This window comes from Escherichia sp. KTE172 (assembly GCF_000408845.1).
GTDB lineage: Bacteria > Pseudomonadota > Gammaproteobacteria > Enterobacterales > Enterobacteriaceae > Escherichia > Escherichia coli.
The window spans coordinates 2,910,409-2,930,904 of the sequence record NZ_KE137316.1 but is presented as its reverse complement, the minus strand read 5'-3'; the positions used below and the strand labels follow the sequence as shown (position 1 = coordinate 2,930,904).

Annotated in this window: 11 protein-coding genes, 1 tRNA gene and 5 pseudogenes; 5 read left to right on the top strand and 12 right to left on the bottom strand. The window is 45.3% G+C overall.

From position 1 onward, the window contains the following. A pseudogene (gene air, locus G434_RS0125575) lies at positions 1-3,411 on the top strand (inverse autotransporter adhesin EaeX/Air); the annotation flags it as partial. 51 nt (positions 3,412-3,462) lie between these two features. On the opposite strand, the gene eilA reads toward air, so the two are convergent. From eilA to yicS, 7 genes and pseudogenes are all read right to left on the bottom strand, one after another. Further along, positions 3,463-5,160 carry a HilA family transcriptional regulator EilA gene (gene eilA, locus G434_RS09935; protein WP_001176839.1) on the bottom strand — a complete coding sequence of 566 codons (1,698 nt, stop codon included), beginning with the start codon at positions 5,158-5,160 and terminating at the stop codon, positions 3,463-3,465. A gap of 202 nt (positions 5,161-5,362) precedes the next feature. Continuing rightward, complete coding sequence (locus G434_RS09940; RefSeq protein ID WP_000608454.1) at positions 5,363-6,712, bottom strand: IpaD/SipD/SspD family type III secretion system needle tip protein; 1,350 nt, start codon at positions 6,710-6,712, stop codon at positions 5,363-5,365. Between the two features lie 43 nt (positions 6,713-6,755). Continuing rightward, positions 6,756-7,907 carry a hypothetical protein gene (locus G434_RS09945; RefSeq protein ID WP_000257048.1) on the bottom strand — a complete coding sequence of 384 codons (1,152 nt, stop codon included), beginning with the start codon at positions 7,905-7,907 and terminating at the stop codon, positions 6,756-6,758. A 12-nt stretch (positions 7,908-7,919) separates the two neighbouring features. After that, on the bottom strand, positions 7,920-9,701 hold the full coding sequence (gene sctE, locus G434_RS09950; RefSeq protein WP_016238968.1) for a type III secretion system translocon subunit SseC family protein: 1,782 nt from the start codon (positions 9,699-9,701) through the stop codon (positions 7,920-7,922). A 55-nt stretch (positions 9,702-9,756) separates the two neighbouring features. Next, positions 9,757-9,938, bottom strand: a pseudogene (locus tag G434_RS30990) (hypothetical protein). A 9-nt stretch (positions 9,939-9,947) separates the two neighbouring features. After that, complete coding sequence (locus G434_RS09955; protein WP_000443172.1) at positions 9,948-10,445, bottom strand: SycD/LcrH family type III secretion system chaperone; 498 nt, start codon at positions 10,443-10,445, stop codon at positions 9,948-9,950. Between the two features lie 301 nt (positions 10,446-10,746). Then, entirely contained in the window at positions 10,747-11,040 is a 294-nt protein-coding gene (yicS, locus tag G434_RS09960; protein ID WP_001309851.1) for a protein YicS, read from the bottom strand. Between the two features lie 209 nt (positions 11,041-11,249). On the opposite strand from yicS, the gene nlpA reads away from it, so the two are divergent. Continuing rightward, positions 11,250-12,068, top strand: coding sequence for a lipoprotein NlpA (nlpA, locus tag G434_RS09965; RefSeq protein WP_000779443.1), 819 nt, complete (start codon positions 11,250-11,252; stop codon positions 12,066-12,068). 3 nt (positions 12,069-12,071) lie between these two features. Here the strand turns inward: nlpA and G434_RS09970 are convergent, their stop codons facing one another. From G434_RS09970 to G434_RS09980, 4 genes and pseudogenes are all read right to left on the bottom strand, one after another. Then, on the bottom strand, positions 12,072-12,995 hold the full coding sequence (locus tag G434_RS09970; RefSeq protein WP_000535948.1) for a carboxylate/amino acid/amine transporter: 924 nt from the start codon (positions 12,993-12,995) through the stop codon (positions 12,072-12,074). 110 nt (positions 12,996-13,105) lie between these two features. Continuing rightward, positions 13,106-14,290, bottom strand: coding sequence for a sugar efflux transporter (locus tag G434_RS09975; protein ID WP_001172876.1), 1,185 nt, complete (start codon positions 14,288-14,290; stop codon positions 13,106-13,108). Positions 14,291-14,719: 429 nt separating this feature from the next. Continuing rightward, a pseudogene (rhuM, locus tag G434_RS0125565) lies at positions 14,720-14,848 on the bottom strand (RhuM family protein); the annotation flags it as partial. 79 nt (positions 14,849-14,927) lie between these two features. After that, positions 14,928-15,022, bottom strand: a tRNA-Sec gene (locus G434_RS09980). 292 nt (positions 15,023-15,314) lie between these two features. On the opposite strand from G434_RS09980, the gene G434_RS09985 reads away from it, so the two are divergent. Together G434_RS09985 and yicI (G434_RS09990) are read left to right on the top strand one after the other, a co-directional pair. Continuing rightward, positions 15,315-16,697 (top strand): glycoside-pentoside-hexuronide family transporter, encoded by a 1,383-nt coding sequence (locus G434_RS09985; RefSeq protein ID WP_000834422.1) that lies wholly within the window; start codon positions 15,315-15,317, stop codon positions 16,695-16,697. Between the two features lie 9 nt (positions 16,698-16,706). Next, positions 16,707-17,858, top strand: a pseudogene (gene yicI, locus G434_RS09990) (alpha-xylosidase); the annotation flags it as partial. Between the two features lie 13 nt (positions 17,859-17,871). On the opposite strand, the gene G434_RS09995 reads toward yicI (G434_RS09990), so the two are convergent. Further along, positions 17,872-19,218, bottom strand: a complete 1,347-nt coding sequence (locus G434_RS09995; protein ID WP_000483767.1) for an IS4-like element IS4 family transposase — start codon at positions 19,216-19,218, stop codon at positions 17,872-17,874. A gap of 66 nt (positions 19,219-19,284) precedes the next feature. Here G434_RS09995 and yicI (G434_RS10000) point away from each other — a divergent pair. Next, positions 19,285-20,463 (top strand): annotated as a pseudogene (yicI, locus tag G434_RS10000) (alpha-xylosidase); the annotation flags it as partial. Positions 20,464-20,496: the final 33 nt, after the last annotated feature.

Below are 20,496 nucleotides of genomic sequence, written 5' to 3'. Positions count from 1 at the left end.
ACGGTGGAAATCAGTGTCACCAGTCAGACCGCCGGAACCAGTACAGTCACTGCCAGCATCAACAACAGCAGCCTGAGCCAGAACGTGACGTTTGTCGCCGATGTCAGCACGGCGAAGATCGCTGATCTGGTGGTCATTAAGGATGGTTCAGAGGCAGACGGTTCGACGGCGAACACGCTGCAGGTGAAGGTGACCGATGCGTTCGGGAATGCACTTGCCGGACAGACGGTCAGCGTGATGGCAGGCAACGGCGCAACGGTTGCCCCGACGGTGATTACAGAGCCGGACGGCACGGTGGAGATCTCTGTCACCAGCCAGACGGCAGGAACCAGTACAGTCACCGCCAGCATCAACAACAGCAGCCAGAGCCGGGATGTGACGTTTATCGCCGATGTCAGGACGGCGCAGATCGCGAGTCTGGAGGTGACGCAGGATAACGCCGTGGCTGACGGCGCAATGGCGAACACGCTGCGGGCGAGGGTGACCGATGCGTTCGGTAATGCGCTTGCCGGACAGACGGTCAGCGTGATGGCAGGCAACGGTGCCACGACTGCTCCGACGGTCACCACGCAGCCGGACGGCACGGTGGAGATCTCTGTCACCAGCCAGACGGCGGGGATCAGTACAGTCACTGCAACCATCAACAACAGCACCCTGAGTCAGAACGTGACATTTATCGCCGATGTCAGGACGGCGAAGATAGCGGATCTGGTGGTTATTAAGGATGGTTCAGAGGCGGACGGTTCGACGGCGAACACGCTGCGGGTGAAGGTCACCGATGCGTTCGGTAATACGCTTGCCGGGCAGACGGTGAGCGTGTTGGGAGGCAACGGCGCAACGACTGCCCCGACGGTCATCACAGGGCCAGACGGGACGGTGGAGATCAGTGTCACCAGCCAGACGGCAGGAATCAGTGTGGTCACCGCCAGCATCAACAGCAGCAGCCAGAGCCGGGATGTGACGTTTATCGCCGATGTCAGAACGGCGCAGATCGCGGATCTGGTGGTCATTAAGGACGGCTCAGTGGCTGACGGCGCGACGGCGAATACGCTGCAGGTGAAGGTCACTGATGCTAACGGTAATGCGCTTGCCGGGCAGACGGTCAGCGTGATGGCAGGCAACGGCGCAACGACTGCCCCGACGGTGACCACTCAGCCGGATGGCACGGTGGAAATCTCTGTCACCAGCCAGACCGCCGGAACCAGTGTGGTCACCGCCAGCATCAACAACAGCAGCCAGAGCCAGAACGTCACCTTTGTACCGGGTGATGCATCGCAGCTCACTTCAACCGTTGAAACAAATAAGTCGAACTATACGGTTGGAGAGACAATCACCATCACGGTAACGCTCCGGGATGCGTTCGATAATCTGGTAACCGGTGCAGCTTCACAGTTAGCCGCTAATGGTGTGCTGACGGTGGCTGGCACCGACCCGTCAGAAACGGGAAGCTGGGTTGAATCAGGTGGCGTGTATACCACAACCCGAATGGCGACGATTGCCAGTACCAATCAGCACGCCAACCTGCAATTGCAGTCGTGGAGTGATGGCGTAACGTCAGATCGCTATGACATACAGTCCGGTTCTCCGGCGCAAGCCACATCAACTATCGCCACGGATAAAAACGCATACACCGCTGGCGAGACCATAACCGTCGCCGTGACGCTGAAAGACGCGCACGGTAACCTGGTTGAAGGGGGCGAGTCCTTACTGTCTGGTGATAACGTAATAGTGGAAGGAGCCGTACGTTCAGGAGGATGGTCTGAAAACGCCGGTGTTTATACTGCTACATGGTCGGCGCAAATGGCGGGAGACTCTCACCACGCGACGCTGAAGTTGTCTGAGTGGGGCAGCAGTAAACAATCAGAGAGTTATTCCATCCACAGCGGTGCTCCGGTGCAGGCAAATTCTGCTATCAGGACAGATAAATCGGCATATATCGCCGGGGAGCCATTAACCGTCACAGTAACGTTACGGGATGAGTTTGGTAACCCTGCTTTCGGGCTGACATCAGAAGTCATCGAGTCTTATATTGATAGTTTCGCGGTAGGCGGCGCAACTCCCGATTCTATGCAGTGGGTCGAGCAGAATAATGGTGAATATACCATTGTCTGGACAGCATGGGGTGCCGAGGAAAATCTGGTTGCCAGTCTGAAATTAAAAACATGGGCAGCGGAGATTAAGTCCTCATTATATGGAATACAACCAGGTGCAGCGGCAAAAACTCAATCAACGATTGTCGCGGACAAAACGATATATATCGCTGGGGATAGCATAACGGTGACCGTTGTTCTTAAAGATGCCCAGGGTAACTTTATTACTGATGGTGTTGTTCAGCTTAATGAGGAAAACGTACAAGTCAGGAATGCGGATCCTATCCAGGGCAATAATTGGGTTTACAACGGCAATGGGCAATATCAAAGACAGTATATGGCACATTTTGCGGAAGCGAATTTGAATGCGCAACTGAAGATGGCTGGTTGGAGCGATGCCAATTATTCAAACAATTATACTATCAAACCAGGTGAAGTGAGTCCGCTTGGTTCACAGCTTCGTATACGAGAAGTTTTAGTAGTGGAAGGGGCGGATTTACCTGTCAGTGCTTTATTAGTTGATGATTTTGGAAATCCGGTGGATAACGGTCTGGATTTGCTGGATGATGCAGTGTACTTACAAAATGTAGAAAAGAAAGAAGGGGAAAAATGGAGATATGTGGGTGATGGCATATATGAACGTACATATATGGCCTACCAAGAAGGAGAAAATTTAACTTCATTTATGGAGATTAAAGGTTGGCGTATATACGGGCAACCATCCTATAACATCCTTCCTTTTGTGGAAGTCGAGTCGCTGAGTGTTAATGGTGTAAAATTCAGGGCGACAGATGGTTTTCCAGAAACAGGGTTTGATGGTGCAAAATTCACGCTGTTACTAACCCATAATATGAAAAATACGGATTATAATTGGACGGCTGGGATTTATGGAATTAATGTTGATAGTAATGGAGAAGTAACATTATCTGTGCTGATAAGAAGTGAAGTTACTATTACTGGGAAACCCAAGAATGGTAAAGGGAATGATGTTGTATTTAAATTCAAGATTAAAAAATGGTTTACTAGTTTAGGTGCTAGCAGTAGTAATACCTGGGATATCATAAATACTTCATGTAGCTATGGTCAAATGCCGTCATCTTTAGAATTAGCGCAGCGGCCAAGCGGTGGGGTAGTACCGCGAAAAGTAGGTACGTTGTGGGGCGAATATGGTAATTTAAAAACGTATGGGAACGCTTTTAGCAGTACGGATTATTGGACAAGTACTCAGCTCATGGGAGTACACGAGAAATTTAATCCTGAAACTGGTATATCAGAGCTTGGGACAGGAAAGTCTTCTGGCTTGTGCGTAGAGTATTATTAACGAAGTAATCACTAGATTGCCCTGCTTCAGCAGGGCAATTTATATTCGTTATTACGCAGAAGTACGCATCACACCAATAGTATTAAATTCGTTTTTCACACTGAGCAAACGGGGGTCATGAAGCAAAACATTTGACCATAAATCATTCTCTTTAATTAATTGTTGCCAGCGCTTTTCATATTCTTTTTTACCATACACAGTGTAAATTAACGGCAAAATAACACCATTGATTTTGTTGGTGCTAATATTTGCCAGTAACTTCATAATGTCATTTTTTATAGATGCGCCATAGATCAGAAACTTCGTATAAAGCGAGTTAACACAGGTGTAATCAAGACCATGTTCAGGCTCAAGTTTAAGCAATAAACTTTTGGCTTTATCATTATGTCCTTTCAGTGCCATGAACATAGCCAGAATAGAGGTAATAATTGGATTGTTACAGGTGTTTTGACTGTTAAGATTTAATGCAAAAGATATCGCGTTATCGAGGGGGGATGTGTAATAAAGTATAATTAATTTAAGAATGCTTATACCCATTTTATTGGGTTCAAGAGCAATGCTTTTTTCTATTAGATTAAATGCTCTTGCAAGGTCACCGTTCAAAAAACATAGCAGAGACTGATAATAATAAACGTCTGGCGAATTAGGTTTGAGTAAATGTGCTTGCTTAAATAGCACATTAGACACTGAATGTTCATCTTTTAGCCCACTGATTAAACCCAGTAAACCCAATGCCTGAGAATTTGAAGGGTTAATTTCAAGAGCCTTTTCAATGGAGGTTACTGCCGTAGTTATTGCTTGTTTTTGTTCACTGAGTCCAAGGAGGGCTAATGATATATGGCATTCCGCCAGGCAACAGTAGGGCAAGGTATTTTGCGGTTGCGTACTTACACAATCTCTAAATATTACTAATGCTCGTTTCAAACTCTCTGGTGTATAACGGTACATTTCCATTCTGCCATTCATATACATAACAGCAGAATCCAGAGATGGCATTTGTTGTGTATTAATAGATTTAAAATTAATGTTGGGTATTTTTTCAATAAGAATATTAATTACTTGTGATAATAATACGGAAAGAGGATTATCGGGATTGAAATCAATGCTTTGATGATCAATCAATTTATGTGTTCTGGCATGAATTAACTCAATAAATAAACGCCAGTTTTTACCATAGTGAACGACCTGACCCATAATATAATATTCTGGACCTGTTTTATTGATAAACTGATGGATAGTGGAGAAATCACTGGCCTCATTTGTTACCGAAGCGGGTAAAATATCTAAACCACAAAAAGCATATTTTGAAAGGCCCTGGACAAGTTCGTAATGGAGTTTTAGAACATTGATCGAACCTTCGGTACGAAAGGGAAAAACGGCAAGAGTGGTGGTCGACTTTACCGGTTCATTATCGGTCACAATCACAATAGGTACAGTAAAACGGTATCCACGACCATAGACCGTTTCGATATACTTACACTGTTTATTCTCATGCAAAAGTTTGCGCAATGCATAAATACATCGTGTTAGAGATTCATCACTGGCAACACTCGCGCTCCAGACCTTATCGATAATCTCTTCTTTGCTAACAATTTCACCGTCAGCATTAAGTAATAGAATGATAACGCCAAGTTCTTTCGGTGGAATATGATATTCTTTGTTTTTGAATAATAATATTCCATTGTTTTTTAATACAAAGTCGCCAAATATATATTGTTGTGTAGTATTTTTTCCATGTTGCAGTTGCATAGAACGCTCCTTCCGTTTTCTCTATTCATAGTATTAATTTGATCAATATAAAATAAAGTATTGGCAGAATTGCTCTATCAAAAAACGCTCATTTTGTAAGATTGTGATGAGGAAATGAATGAAAGGTGATGCTTAATAATATAAAGCGCTGGTCCCATTTTTCGGGACCAGATAGTGGATGATAATTGTGGGTGTTACTTAATCAGAAACGTAAATAATCCTTCGCTGAATCAAACAATGCAGTAATGGTTGACGATAATAATTTGATAATCGTATCGTAGGTGGAGTTGGCTGTACTGTATTTAGTCGTGATAACCTGCACGTCGGTTTTCATGTTTTCTGCCTGGCCGTTATAACCCGCCAGCCATGCCTGGTATTCAGCCGTGCTTATTTCGTAGCCGGTGAATTCTTTAGATATATTTTTTTCCTTCCCTTTATCGTCCCTGTGTACCATTGAGTCTGAAGACTGACTCATACTGTCAATAATCTGAGGGTTGGGAATAATAACATACAGACCGCTACCTTGCGGTTCAACTTCGACAATCGGAGAAGGTGTGCGGTGTTTGGGATCGGGTGGAATTACCGGAAGATCTAAAGCGGCGCACCATTTTTCTGCTTCTTCCAGTGGAACACCAATTTTGTCAGCTGGTGCCGGAGGGTATAAAACATAGTCTGGATTGTAATGATAGTGGAAATCACCATTAGGATATTTATCGATATAATAAAAATGCATCAAGGCCTTTTGAAATGCATTGACATCAAAAACTATCGCATCGCCTTTTTTATTAGAGTGAGTCCACTTTCCCATATTGCTTTGGATATGTTCACTGAAGTCCTGCCAGTATGCGCTCATTATCTCAACGCTATTTGCATAGATTTCGAGGTAGTCGCTACCGAGCACACTCATCAAATCAGCAATATCACTGCATATATATTTATCACTTTTAAATTCGCTTGAACTACTGGCAGTTAAAGTACTGCTGGTTTCTGAACTTCTCACTTCAGGTGCAGAACTCTCTAAAGAAGCGATAGCGTGAGTTAAGGTTCCTTTGGTCGTTGCCATTGCAATTGACCCGGTTGTGTTGTCAGCAACGTTAGCCAGGGTTTTTCTCACAGAGTTATGCAGGGTCAATATTTTAGCGGGATCCTTTAACTTTCCGTCAATAGTATTAACATTTTCTGTAAGCTGCAGAACGTTTTTTATCAGCAAATAACTTTCGTGTAAGAGCGCGGATCCTTTCTCTGACAGGTTCTCAGTTGGAAAATTTCTGAGCATGTTTTTAACGAAGTTAAGTTGTATGTCGTGCTGGCATTTCCAGTCTTCATTTCGCGGGCTACATTCACTGACTAAAGTTGATAGTTTCTCAACATCTTTCTTGAGCATAGCGCCAATATTATTATCCTTACTGGCGCTGTTATGAAAATTACCCTCGCTTTCGCTGTTTCCCAGTTGATGAGGCTCCTCACTTTGCGAGGATGCCTCTTTGAGAGGAATGTTTGCATTCTGCTGACGTAGAATATCTATATTTAAATTATTATCTTTATTAATCATGAGTCATTCCTCCTTAAATATAATTAACTATTATTGCAATTATTTATGAGCGAATGCCTTGAACGATAGCGCTATCAGTATCAATAATGGTTTGTATTATTTGTTGTAATAAATTAAGTGCCTGATCTCTTCCTTGAACATCACGACTAATTTGATCCAGATAGCTACTCATAACTGAATGCATAACATTTTTAGCCTGTTCAACAATGTCTTTTTCTGCATGAGTAGTGCTTTCTAGATATCTAGATGTTGCTCGAATTGATTCATTGCTAAGCTGTGAAAGTACATCTGCTTTACCTATAGTAAAATATTTATTATACCTATTGTTATGTTTTGTGCTAATTTTCTCGTTTGTATCTCTAATCTTTTCTAGAGTAGCTTCTTTTTCTTTATCATATGATTTCAGCGCCTCTTCTTTTTCTTTTTCATTAAGATTCGTATCTTTCGTTGTATTTTTTATTTTTTCATCTATTTGTTTGAGAGAAGCTTGTTGCTCTATAACTTCCCTTTTTGACGCGCGCTGTGCATTATCATCAGTTCTTTCGATAGTATGCTCTTGGTCAGGTGTAAGGGTTACCATCTTTTTGGGATGGCTTCTGTAATTTGCTACGGCAGATGCCGAGGCCCCGACTGCGCCAACTCCTGACCCGATAATAACACCTATCGAACTTGCTGCTGTGGCGCGTTCGGTTTCTTTTCTCTGATACTGGACAAGTTGTTCAAAAACATTGCTCATAATAGCCTCAGACATAGCTGAGGCTTTATACATTGATGTGAATACCCTTAAAAATTCCTCCATAACAGCTTGTTGTCGCATGGTCAAATTATCTAGCATATCAAGGATATTAAATTTAGATATTTTAATAGTGGTCTGCTCTGTAGAACTGCTTGATTGACTGGATGTAATTGTAGGTTTGTTAAGGTCACCCCTCAAATTATCTAGCGTATTCCTTGAATAATTAAGATTATCCAATAGTTTTACTCTTAGTTCCGGACAGACTTCTCTGTCTGTATTTTTTAATATTATAAACTGAGAGCTTATGTCATGCTTAATATCTTTAAGGTTATAGTATTGCACAATTTTATTATCATTTGGTATGTTGTTTTCTTTACTATAATCTCTATCAAAGATTGTTTTATCGAGATTGTTAATATTATGTGTGCTGGTCGCATTTTTAATTTCATAGGTGGCCATGTTAGAACCCTCTTATACGATAGAATGGGAAGCAAATTTTAAGGTTTCAGTTCGGTGTTGTAATACTCTTACCATCTGACTTACCTCTTGTTCGACGGTTTTATCCACCCTTTGCAATACTGAAAGCATTTGTTCACGCGTTTTTGATAGATTACTCATGTCCTGTTGTAAAATTGCCATGTCGGCAGAGTTTTCAGCAACACAATAATTCATTATCGATGTTGCTGTTTCACAGATAGCTAAGCCTATTTTCTCCAGAGCATTACTTATCTTGGCAATCAACTTCAAAACTACGACTGATGTTTGTATCATGCTGCATACTCTGTTTAATACCTTTATAATATTTTTTGAAACGGATTTAATAATAGATTCAATGGTTGATTTTATAGTGCTTGTTATTTCTTTGGTGACTTCTTCTGCGGCTGTTTTTGATAATGCAGAAACAACGGCCCCTATTGCTACAGAACATATTACAGCTGCACCAATCATTACTGTCGCCATGACAATAGAAGCGGCTGCACTTGCGTAAATACTTTTAACCAGTTCAATCGTATCTTGATCGACACCAATAACGTCCAGAAGCGCGGTGATTGCGAGCAGAGTGGGATCAACTGTTTTAATAGCAGCCGAAAGACCTTCTACAACTTTCCCTAAAATCCAGCCGGTAGCCGTGGTGCCCAGAGCGATTTGACAAGTGATATCTACACCTAATACTACTGCGCCCGCTATTCCTCCAATAAGTGCCAATGCACCCGCAATACTTGAACCACCACTTGGAACTGCAGCAAGAAGACCAACAACAATTAAGATTGCGCTCATGGCAATGGTAGCTACAGTTACACACTCATTAACGATTTTTACAACTTTTGTCCATTTAGTATATTTACGCGCTGTTTCATTGGGTTTATTTTCCCTGACATGGTTAATCTCTTTCATTACCTCAGACTGATTTTTAATAGATTCGCAATTGGTATCACCAATAACTTCCATTACTGAGGTAATCAAAAGGATAAATGTGGCTGTCGCGTTTCTGTTTTTCTGGTTTTCCTGGGTCAGGCAAATATTGGTGGTAAAGTTATTAATCTGTTCTTGCTGTTGAATTTCGTCAAAAATTTCCATACTTTGGCCGATCGCAGCATCAGCATCCATAATGGCTGTATTTAACGATTTCTCAGCTAACGATTTTTTTTGTAATGATAGCGTGAGTGTTTTCTCAGCCGCATTTTTTTGCGTCAGCACTTTATTATATTGCGGATCGCCAGGTTGCAGTTGCGACAGCTCTTGATTCAATGCATTGACTTTTTTCTCCAGCGATTGCACCTTTTTATCGACCGCATTGTAATTATTATTGGCCTGATGCATGATGTCGTCGGCTTTTTGCGCGGAATCTAATGACGAGGAGTAAGCGTCACTTAATTCACGAAACTTATTATGTGCCATTTCGTGTCGAAGCAGGGTGCTGTCAAGGTTATTATGCAATCGTGTTGTAATATCCTGATCGGCAATGCCTGTTAGATTACCCAAAATCATCGTCAGGCGGGCATCGTTCGTCTTTGCTGTAGTGGCGTTGTCTGAATCTAAAACCTGCATTTCAGGCGGAGCAAGCATCGGTTTGTTTTCAAGACGAGCGCGAATATCATTATCAAGGGATTTCGGGTTTTTATTAAGCCGCATGGGATCAACTTGCGTTTTGCTGCTGTCCTGCAGTCTTTTTTCCGCATCGCTATACTGTGTGCGCAATGTTTCGCTGATTTGTTCAAACGTGATCGTTTGTCCCGTAATCGGTGCCGACATAATTCACCTCCTTTTTAAGCTATCATCGGGTGTAATTAATTCTTTTTTATTTAACTCATGGCAGATGTTTATTCCCATCTAAAATGGCATCAACGGGAAAGTAAGCAATGTGTTTATTGTTATTCTTCTCATTTATTTTATCGCTATGGTTATTTTTAAATCAACCGGGGCTTTCTCATGATATTTCCTGGTTAACTCTTCAGGCGTAAAAGAAGAGTTTTTTCCGTTTATGTTCATTTTGCCGACTCACTCTGTTTGAACTTCCTCTTCGGTATTGGCTGTCAAGAGTTCAAGATAAGCAGTAGCCATCTCTTTAATTTTTTCATTTTGGCTGTAGGTTACGACTGTATTAAATAACTCCGTGGCCATTTTAGTGTTTTTTAAGCCCATCTGGCACTGGCCCATGTAATAAACCAAAGAGAAATCGTTATCGGGAGATAGCATTAAACAGATATGATACATGTCGAATGCCTTTTGATAATCTTTCTTCAACTGACAGACGGCGGCATATCCTTTTAAATAGTTATAATTTTGGAAATCATAAATACAGAGAAATTTAAAAAAGAGTTCAGCTTCGTCAAGTCTTCCTTTTTCATAAAAGTTATAAGCGTAAGCATAAACGCCTTCAAGTGTATCCGGAGTAATGCCATGCAGCTCTGCAAGTGTTGCTCCCATACCTAGTGCACGTTCGAACTTACTGGCAATTTCTTTATTTTCTTCTAAATCCAGATTTGCGCTTTCCATCTCTACTCTCTCCTTTCGAACATTCTTTGTGCAGACTTCACCATTTTTTAGAGGGTGGTGATATCAAAATTCGCTCATTTTTATGCCCATCCGTTGGGCTTCCTTTTCTTCATTAAAAACAAGTATTGTTTCAATGAGATAAGATTTTCTATGTGATGAAATGAAAACAATGTAGAGGGAAATTCCTCCACAATCCTGATGAACGGGTGCAATTTTGATTGGAATTTGAAAAAGCAGGTGATTTACTGATGTGCGAGCGTACGTCAGCGGCTGCTGGCCTGAGCGCGGAGGTGTGCGAAATTCACATATCCGGGCATTCCACCTTACCCAGCGCTTCCCAGTAGTTATTCTGATTATTACGCTCCATCGCCACAATAGCTTCGCGGATATGTTGTTTGTTATTCTCATCAGACAACATTAATTTTTCCCACGCTTCGTCTGATAATGACGCCTGTGGCGTGCAAATTTTACGTAAATCTTGCAATACCGTGGTCTTTTCTTTTGCCGACTGTAGAGAACTGAATGGCGATTCGGCCTGAGAAATGGCTGAAAAAGTCAGGAATACGGTAATCATGAGTAGCATCGTTGGCTTCATAGCTGCAACCTTCTGCAAATGTGCATCGAATGAAGCATAAGTGTAGTTTGCTTTTGCCGCTCTCATCATGCTGTACGAAAGGTGTTTGCGTGGTCAGTAAGAAGTGCCAGTTTTATATACCTTTTTCTTCTATTCGATAGCTTTTCGTTTTTTAAATCGTAGTGATCTTGCCATTATAGTCAGTTAACGATTAAAAAAAGGATAAAAAAGTGAAACTGACAACACATCATCTACGGGTGGGGGCCTCATTATTGCTGGCAGGAATTCTGCTGGCAGGTTGCGACCAGAGCAACAGCGATGAAAAGCACATTAAAGTGGGCGTTATTAATGGCGCAGAACAAGATGTCGCGGAAGTCGCTAAAAAGGTGGCAAAAGAGAAGTATGGCCTCGATGTTGAACTGGTAGGATTTAGCGGTTCGTTGCTACCGAACGATGCGACAAATCATGGCGAGCTTGATGCGAACGTCTTCCAGCATCGCCCCTTTCTTGAACAAGATAATCAGGCGCATGGTTATAAACTGGTAGCGGTGGGAAATACGTTTGTCTTCCCCATGGCGGGTTATTCCAAAAAAATCAAAACCGTGGCGCAAATAAAAGAAGGCGCGACAGTGGCGATCCCCAACGACCCGACCAACCTTGGTCGCGCGCTTTTACTGTTGCAAAAAGAGAAGCTAATTACTCTGAAAGAGGGAAAAGGGTTACTACCTACCGCGCTGGATATAACCGAGAATCCTCGTCATTTGCAGATTATGGAACTCGAGGGGGCACAGCTCCCGCGCGTACTGGATGATCCCAAAGTTGATGTGGCGATTATCAGCACCACTTACATTCAGCAGACCGGGCTTTCTCCGGTGCACGACAGCGTATTTATTGAAGATAAGAATTCGCCGTATGTGAATATTCTGGTGGCACGGGAAGATAATAAGAATGCAGAAAACGTGAAGGAATTTCTGCAATCTTATCAATCGCCCGAAGTCGCTAAAGCGGCAGAAACCATCTTTAACGGTGGCGCGGTGCCTGGCTGGTAATTCTCACTCATGCCGCGCCGGACGATTTATTTTTCTGGCGCGGCGACGAGAATCCATTGAAATCAAAATCACCGATGACAGAATCAGCAGCGTTCCCAGCCAGTCCGGCAATGTGAACGTGATCCCCAGCAACAGCAAAGAGAGCAGCGCGCTACTTAATGGTTCTGCACAGCTCAGAATGCTGGCTTTTGGCCCGCCAATGAGCTGTGCGCCTTTCAGATATAGACTAAAGGTTAGCGAAGTTCCGATTACCACCAGATAGAAAAACGCCAGAATCAGGCTGCCATTAACCACGAAGTTTGTTCCTTGCCCGGCATAGAAGGGCAGCAGGATCAGACCACCGATCAGCATACTCCAGCCGACGACCGGTAACGTGCCATAGCGGGCAATCAGCGTTGAGGGATAGGTGGTATAGAATGCAGCAGCAAATGCCGAGGCAATGCCCCAGAATAACGCGGCCGGAGAGATCGATAATGACGTCGGATTACCGTGTGTCACCAATAAAAAAGTCCCGATCAGCGATGTCAAAATAGCGCAGAAAACCAGAATGCCCGGGCGAGATTTACGCACCAGTGAGAACCAGGCGACGATAATCGTCGGTGAGAGGAATTGCAGCACCGTTGCCGTGGCAGCATTCGATTTTTCAATGGTTAGTAAAAAAGTGAGCTGTACGGTTAGCGCACCAACCACGGAAAAAATCAGCAGACTAATGGCATCTTTGTGATTGTTAATAATAGAAAAGATTTTATCGCCATGCACAAATGACAGCGTCAGCAGAATCAAACCGGCGAATATCAAACGCGTCATAGTCAAAAACTGCGACGACATCTGGCTTTGCTCCATGATGTATTGCGCGCAGACCCCTGAACTTCCCCACAACACGGCGGCAATCAGAACGTTCAGCATCCCCTTTCTGGTGGAACCCATTTTTCCCTCTGCATACTGTTTTGTCGTTTATGTATGCAGGCATGATAGCAAAAATGGCGAGGATGGCTCTGTTTGCGCCACGCCGATTTTTCTTAGCCCAGACAGGTGAGCTAAATATCTTTAATAAACAGCAGGCAAATCATCGCAATACCCAACATCCCTATCGCCAGCCAGAACAACGCGTGGTAGCTCCAGATTTCAACCATAATTCCGTCAACAGAGCCGGCGATAATCCAGCCGACGCGTGAAGTATTTGCATATAACGTTGTCGCAGAGCCTATTTTTTCAGGCATCAGGTCCTGAAAATAAAGCATGCCGATACCACAGAGAATACCAAGGAAGATGGCATTTAGAATTTGCAATTCCAGCTCAACTGCCGGAGTCGTCGCCATGAGTACGCTGGCGTAAAAACACATTCCACTCACGATAGCAATGAGCATTAATAGCCGCTTGCCAATACGTTTCATGTAATAGCCTGCGATTAACATCATCGGAATTTCCAGACCGGCAGCAATACCAATCATTTCTCCAGCCAGTTTATCGGTTAGATGCAGTTCATCAATAATAAATAGCGGCATATTTATCATGTAGAGATTATTCGCCGCCCACATCATTGAACAAACCACGAAAAGTAGCCGTGTATCCCGCTTCCTATGGGTGGAGGGTAAAATTTCTACGGGTTGGGTAACGACAGGAATATTTCTTTGTATTGATGGCAAAAACAACCAGACTATCAGCCCGCAAACAACAAATGCGATGGCTGCGGTGAGATACATCACTTTAAAACTAAATCCCATTGCCAGCTCATAAGCGAGCGGTGGCCCGATAACCCAGGCAAGCGAGATCTGAGCACGTAAAAATGTACTGAACATTACCGTCTCACGGCCTGTTCTGTCGGCGTGTTCACGGGCGAGGGCGAACATTTGCGGGTTTGCGGTGGAAGCAAAACTACTCAGAAGTACGCCCGTAGAGAGGAGAATGAAGTAGTTGCGATTCCACGCAAAAAGCGTGCAGGCCAGCACTCCAAATAAGCAACATAGCAGGATCAGTAATTTACGGTCGCCTTGTTTATCGGAGTGTCTTGCCAGAAATTGACTGACAAGAATTCCCATAATAGCGCTACCGGTGAAGAAAAAACCTACCATTATAGGACGGGCTTTCAGTTCATCTGCGAGGAATATACTTAGGGTAGGAGTCTGGAGAGCGCCCGCAATACCCGTCAGAAAGGCGACAAGTAAAAATGCCGCGGCAGTGAGATCAAGTATTTTTGATGGAGTGGTAGCCGTTTTTTGCATTCTTCTGAATCACCGGGCGACAAAATATAACTGAGTTACAAATAAGTACCAGTCGAATGAGTATTGTATTAAGAATTTTTGAGTGTCGCTGATACAACCAGAAAGCAATGCTAGCGCAATATTATAGGGCCAGCAATTGAGATTATTAGCAAAAGCATGTTAAGAATTAATCACCGAATTTATATATTAATTATAGTAAGGCAATGAGCTATTTTTGATAGTAAAAATAAAACAAGTTGATTTGATATATTAAATGAAAAAATTAATCTTGATGACAGTCTGATTATTGGTGAAGTTTACAGGTCAGTTTTTTTCGCCAGCTGTTAAAGGAATAGAATCGTCGTATAAAAAAGGGTGTTATGGAGCGTGTAAAACAATATCTTCACCTTAATGGCGATACAGTTGGCTGAGAGCCAGCAGGGGGCAAATCACCTGCAAATAAACACGGCACATGCTGGCGCGCATATCGCGGATGCGTTCGAGGACAGAAGAACCGACAGGCGGATTCTTCAGTCGCTCATCGTCCATCACAAAACTTTTGATCAGGTATTCCTGAAGCCGATTGAATATTGAGCAGATAGAAAATCTCTGGAATGACAGTATTACAAGGGGTTGGAGAATGTCAGAAGAGGCTAATTGGCGGAAGATCACAGGAGTCGAACCTGCCCGGGACCGCTGGCGGCCCCAACTGGATTTGAAGTCCAGCCGCCTCACCGGAGACGACGATCTTCCGCGCCTCGATTGCTACATGGAGGCGGGGCGCATTATAGCTACTTCCTTGAGTTTCTACATCCCCCAGATCAGTTTTTTCCGCCTAATACACGCAGCGTATTATCACGAAAGCATTATAGTTCATATAAAACCCATATTTTACAATGATATATGAGCGAAATTAACGCTACCACGATCACATAAAACAAGAATCATAAATTAATAACCAGATATCGGAATATTCGCTCTCACAGGGATGGTTTACAAAATGCGTTATCGGTCTCAGCACCCCTATAGCATCAAGGAAAAGCAGATGAAGAGTGAAGTGTTGTCCGTTAAAGAGAAAATTGGTTATGGCATGGGAGACGCCGCCAGCCACATTATTTTCGATAACGTAATGTTATATATGATGTTCTTTTATACCGATATTTTTGGCATACCTGCCGGATTTGTCGGAACCATGTTTTTGGTCGCTCGTGCACTGGATGCGATTTCCGATCCTTGCATGGGGTTGTTGGCCGATCGAACGCGCTCTCGCTGGGGTAAATTTCGTCCGTGGGTACTGTTTGGCGCACTGCCATTTGGGATCGTCTGTGTACTGGCCTATAGCACGCCAGATCTCAGTATGAACGGAAAAATGATTTATGCAGCAATTACTTACACCCTACTTACCTTACTTTATACCATCGTTAATATCCCTTACTGCGCATTGGGTGGTGTAATCACCAATGACCCGACTCAGCGTATCTCGCTGCAATCCTGGCGTTTTGTGCTGGCGACCGCGGGAGGCATGCTCTCTACTGTGCTGATGATGCCGCTGGTTAATTTAATTGGTGGTGATAATAAACCACTCGGTTTCCAGGGCGGTATCGCGGTCCTTTCCGTGGTGGCATTTATGATGCTGGCATTTTGTTTCTTCACCACTAAAGAACGCGTTGAAGCACCACCTACAACGACGTCTATGCGGGAAGATTTACGTGATATCTGGCAAAACGACCAGTGGCGGATTGTCGGTTTACTAACCATTTTCAATATCCTGGCGGTGTGCGTACGCGGTGGAGCGATGATGTATTACGTCACATGGATTTTGGGTACGCCGGAAGTGTTTGTCGCTTTTCTCACCACTTATTGCGTGGGTAACCTGATTGGTTCCGCACTGGCAAAACCGCTGACCGACTGGAAATGTAAAGTCACTATCTTCTGGTGGACGAACGCCCTGCTGGCAGTGATTAGCCTCGCGATGTTCTTTGTTCCTATGCAGGCCAGCATCACCATGTTTGTCTTCATCTTCGTGATTGGTGTGTTGCATCAACTAGTGACACCTATCCAGTGGGTAATGATGTCCGATACCGTCGACTACGGCGAGTGGTGCAATGGTAAACGCCTGACCGGGATCAGTTTTGCTGGCACGCTGTTTGTGCTCAAACTGGGGTTGGCCTTCGGCGGCGCTCTTATCGGCTGGATGCTGGCTTATGGCGGATATGATGCGGCAGAAAAAGCGCAGAACAGCGCCACGATTAGCATCATTATTGCGCTATTCACGATTGTTCCGGCGATCTGTTATTTGCTGAGCGCGATTATCGCTAAACGCTACTACTCACTCACGACGCACAATCTGAAAACCGTTATGGAACAGCTGGCCCAGGGCAAACGCCGTTGCCAGCAACAATTCACCTCTCAAGAAGTGCAGAACTAAGGAACGGCAATGAAAATTAGCGATGGAAACTGGTTGATTCAACCTGGCCTCAATTTGATTCACCCGCTTCAGGTGTTCGAGGTTGAACAGCAGGGTAATGAAATGGTGGTCTATGCTGCCCCCCGTGATGTGCGTGAACGAACCTGGCAGCTTGATACGCCTTTATTTACGCTGCGCTTTTTCTCCCCACAGGAAGGTATTGTCGGTGTACGGATTGAGCATTTTCAGGGGGCGCTGAATAACGGTCCTCATTATCCGCTCAATATTTTGCAGGACGTGAAGGTCACAATCGAAAACACAGAACGTTACGCTGAGTTTAAAAGTGGCAACTTAAGCGCGCGTGTCAGCAAAGGTGAGTTCTGGTCACTGGATTTTCTGCGCAACGGCGAACGTATTACCGGTAGTCAGGTGAAAAATAATGGCTACGTGCAGGACACGAATAATCAACGAAATTATATGTTTGAGCGGCTGGATCTTGGCGTTGGCGAAACAGTTTACGGTCTGGGTGAGCGCTTTACTGCCCTGGTGCGCAATGGCCAGACGGTAGAGACCTGGAACCGGGACGGCGGCACAAGTACTGAACAGGCGTATAAAAATATCCCGTTCTATATGACTAACCGTGGTTATGGGGTACTGGTCAATCATCCTCAATGCGTCTCTTTTGAAGTGGGAGCGGAGAAAGTCTCCAAAGTGCAGTTCAGCGTTGAGAGTGAATATCTCGAATACTTTGTTATCGACGGCCCGACGCCGAAAGCGGTACTTGATCGTTATACCCGTTTTACTGGTCGTCCGGCGCTGCCGCCCGCGTGGTCCTTCGGTCTGTGGCTAACCACTTCATTTACCACCAACTACGACGAAGCGACGGTAAACAGCTTTATCGATGGTATGGCGGAACGCAATCTGCCACTGCATGTTTTCCACTTTGACTGTTTCTGGATGAAAGCCTTCCAGTGGTGCGATTTTGAGTGGGACCCGCTGACTTTCCCGGACCCGGAAGGGATGATCCGCCGCCTGAAAGCGAAAGGGCTGAAAATCTGCGTCTGGATTAACCCCTATATCGGGCAAAAATCCCCTGTCTTTAAAGAGTTACAAGAGAAAGGCTATTTACTCAAACGCCCGGACGGTTCGCTGTGGCAGTGGGATAAATGGCAGCCAGGTCTGTAATGCCAGTCAGTTAAGCAACTGACTGGCTCTTTTTCGGGGCTGTGGGGTATTTCCAGGGCCTCTCCTTTACCACTCTCGGGAAGGCCCTTTCCCTTCTTGTCGGTAATTTCACAAGTTGTCCCATACTTGCAAGATCGCGCATCAGCTCCGGTATACGTCCCGGTGAAGCGCCCTGCAATGTCATCAGCATTCTCATCACCATTCCGCATGATTCTGAGAAACTCAGTTGATTCGGCCAGTAACCTTTCAGATGTTCCGCCATTTTAATCATCTGATATCTCACCAGATTATAAGCCAGTAAGACACCCCACAGCTCTTGCTCCACAAGCTCCGGCTTTTTACTTCTCAGCGTCAGCCTGCTCCGTTGCATCGTCTGTTTTATCTCCCTGTATCCCAGTTCGATTTCCCAGCGATGACTGTACAGATCCCCCATTTCTCCTCCGGGGAAGCGCATGGCGTCCGTCATCGACGTCAGCAGATGGCAGACTTTTCCTTTGCGCGTCACGGTCAGCAGGCGGGCAGTCACTTCATTTCCCAGTCCCGGCCACTTTTTTCGTGCCTGCGGGCTGGTTTTCAGCTTCACCAGATGATCGCCTTTACCCAGTTTTCTGATCTCTTCATATTGCGCTCCCTTTCTGAGAGGTATCATCCAGTGGCGGTGTTCTCCCGCCAGGCTCCAGGCATTTAACAGTCCCAGTGAGTAATAACCTTTATCCATTAACGTCAGAGTGTTATCGCCGGTTTGTTCTATAAGTTGCTCAGCAAGCTCATTTTCGCTGTTCTTCATCGTGCCGAAGGCTGCAGCCGTCAGCAGATGGCTGGTCAGTTCCATCTGGCAGACCATTTTGACCTGCGGGTAGAGCGCCGGGTTCCCGGCATGTGTCTGGCGGGGGAAGGCTGCATCGTTCTCTGGTGTATCCGGTGTGCGCCAGAACACACCATCGATGGCCAGCAGGGTCAGGCCGCACCAGTGCGGATGCGGCGTGGCGTTATGCCAGAGCTGCGCTGTTTTCGTGAACACGCGGCGGACAGCCTCACTTCCCAGGCGCTGGCGGGCCTGAATAACGGCACTGGGGGCAACGAAGGGGCGATTGCCCGGCAGCATGATGTCCAGGCGATTCACAATCTGGTGAAGAGGTTCTTTACGCTCAAGCGCCATGCCAACAATACACCAGACCATCATTTCGAGGGGAAGACGGCGCTTGCGTAGCGTTACAGTACCTGATTCGGCAAGGCAACGAGAGATGAGTTCGGGGTCGAGGTAATCCCCCAGAGAAGTCAGTGGGTTACGCAGAGAATCGTAACGGGATACCAGATCAAGAGCCTGTCCAATGTGCATAAAAAAATCCGGAAACAAGTGAGCGTTTCCGGATTCTTACACAGCCACTGGATCGGTCAACTGATCCTTAACTGATCGGCATTACAGCCAGGTCTGGCGATTTATGACTTTACCAATCCGGATGCCTGCAAATGGTACGCCGACAAACTGAAAGGTCTGGTCGCGATGGGCGTTGATTGCTTTAAGACTGACTTTGGCGAACGTATTCCAACCGATGTTCAATGGTTTGACGGTTCCGATCCGCAGAAAATGCATAACCATTATGCGTACATCTACAACGAACTGGTGTGGAACGTGCTCAAGGAAACCGTTGGCCAGGAAGAAGCCGTCTTGTTTGCTCGCTCGGCCTCCGTTGGTGCGCAGAAATTCCCGGTACACTGGGGTGGCGACTGTTACGCTAACTACGAATCAATGGCGGAAAGCCTGCGCGGTGGTTTGTCTATTGGCCTTTCAGGTTTTGGCTTCTGGAGCCACGATATCGGCGGCTTTGAGAATACCGCTCCGGCGCACGTTTACAAACGCTGGTGCGCGTTTGGTTTGCTCTCCAGCCATAGCCGTTTACATGGCAGCAAATCTTATCGTGTGCCGTGGGCCTATGATGATGAGTCCTGTGATGTGGTGCGCTTCTTCACGCAACTGAAATGCCGCATGATGCCGTATCTGTATCGTGAAGCTGCTCGTGCGAACGCGCGGGGTACGCCGATGATGCGGGCCATGATGATGGAGTTCCCGGACGATCCGGCTTGTGATTACCTTGACCGTCAATACATGTTAGGCGACAACGTGATGGTTGCTCCGGTGTTCACTGAAGCGGGCGATGTGCAGTTCTACTTGCCGGAAGGTCGCTGGACACATCTGTGGCACAACGATGAACTCGATGGTAGTCGCTGGCATAAACAGCAGCACAGCTTCCTGAGTCTGCCCGTTTATGTGCGTGATAACACCCTACTGGCGCTGGGCAACAACGAGCAACGTCCCGATTACGCGTGGCACGAAGGCACGGCATTCCATCTCTTTAATCTGCAAGACGGGCATGAAGCTCTTTGTGAAGTGCCCGCTGCTGACGGTTCGGTGATCTTTACTCTAAAAGCAACACGTACTGGTAACACGATTACTGTGACTGGTGCGGGCGAGGCGAAGAACTGGACACTGTGCTTGCGCAATGTTGTGAAAGTAAATGGTCTGCAAGGCGGTTCGCAGGCTGAAAGTGAGCAGGGGCTGGTGGTGACGCCTCAAGGGAATGCGCTGACAATTACGTTGTAATCTATTGACGGAATGCCGGGTACGTCTGAGTCG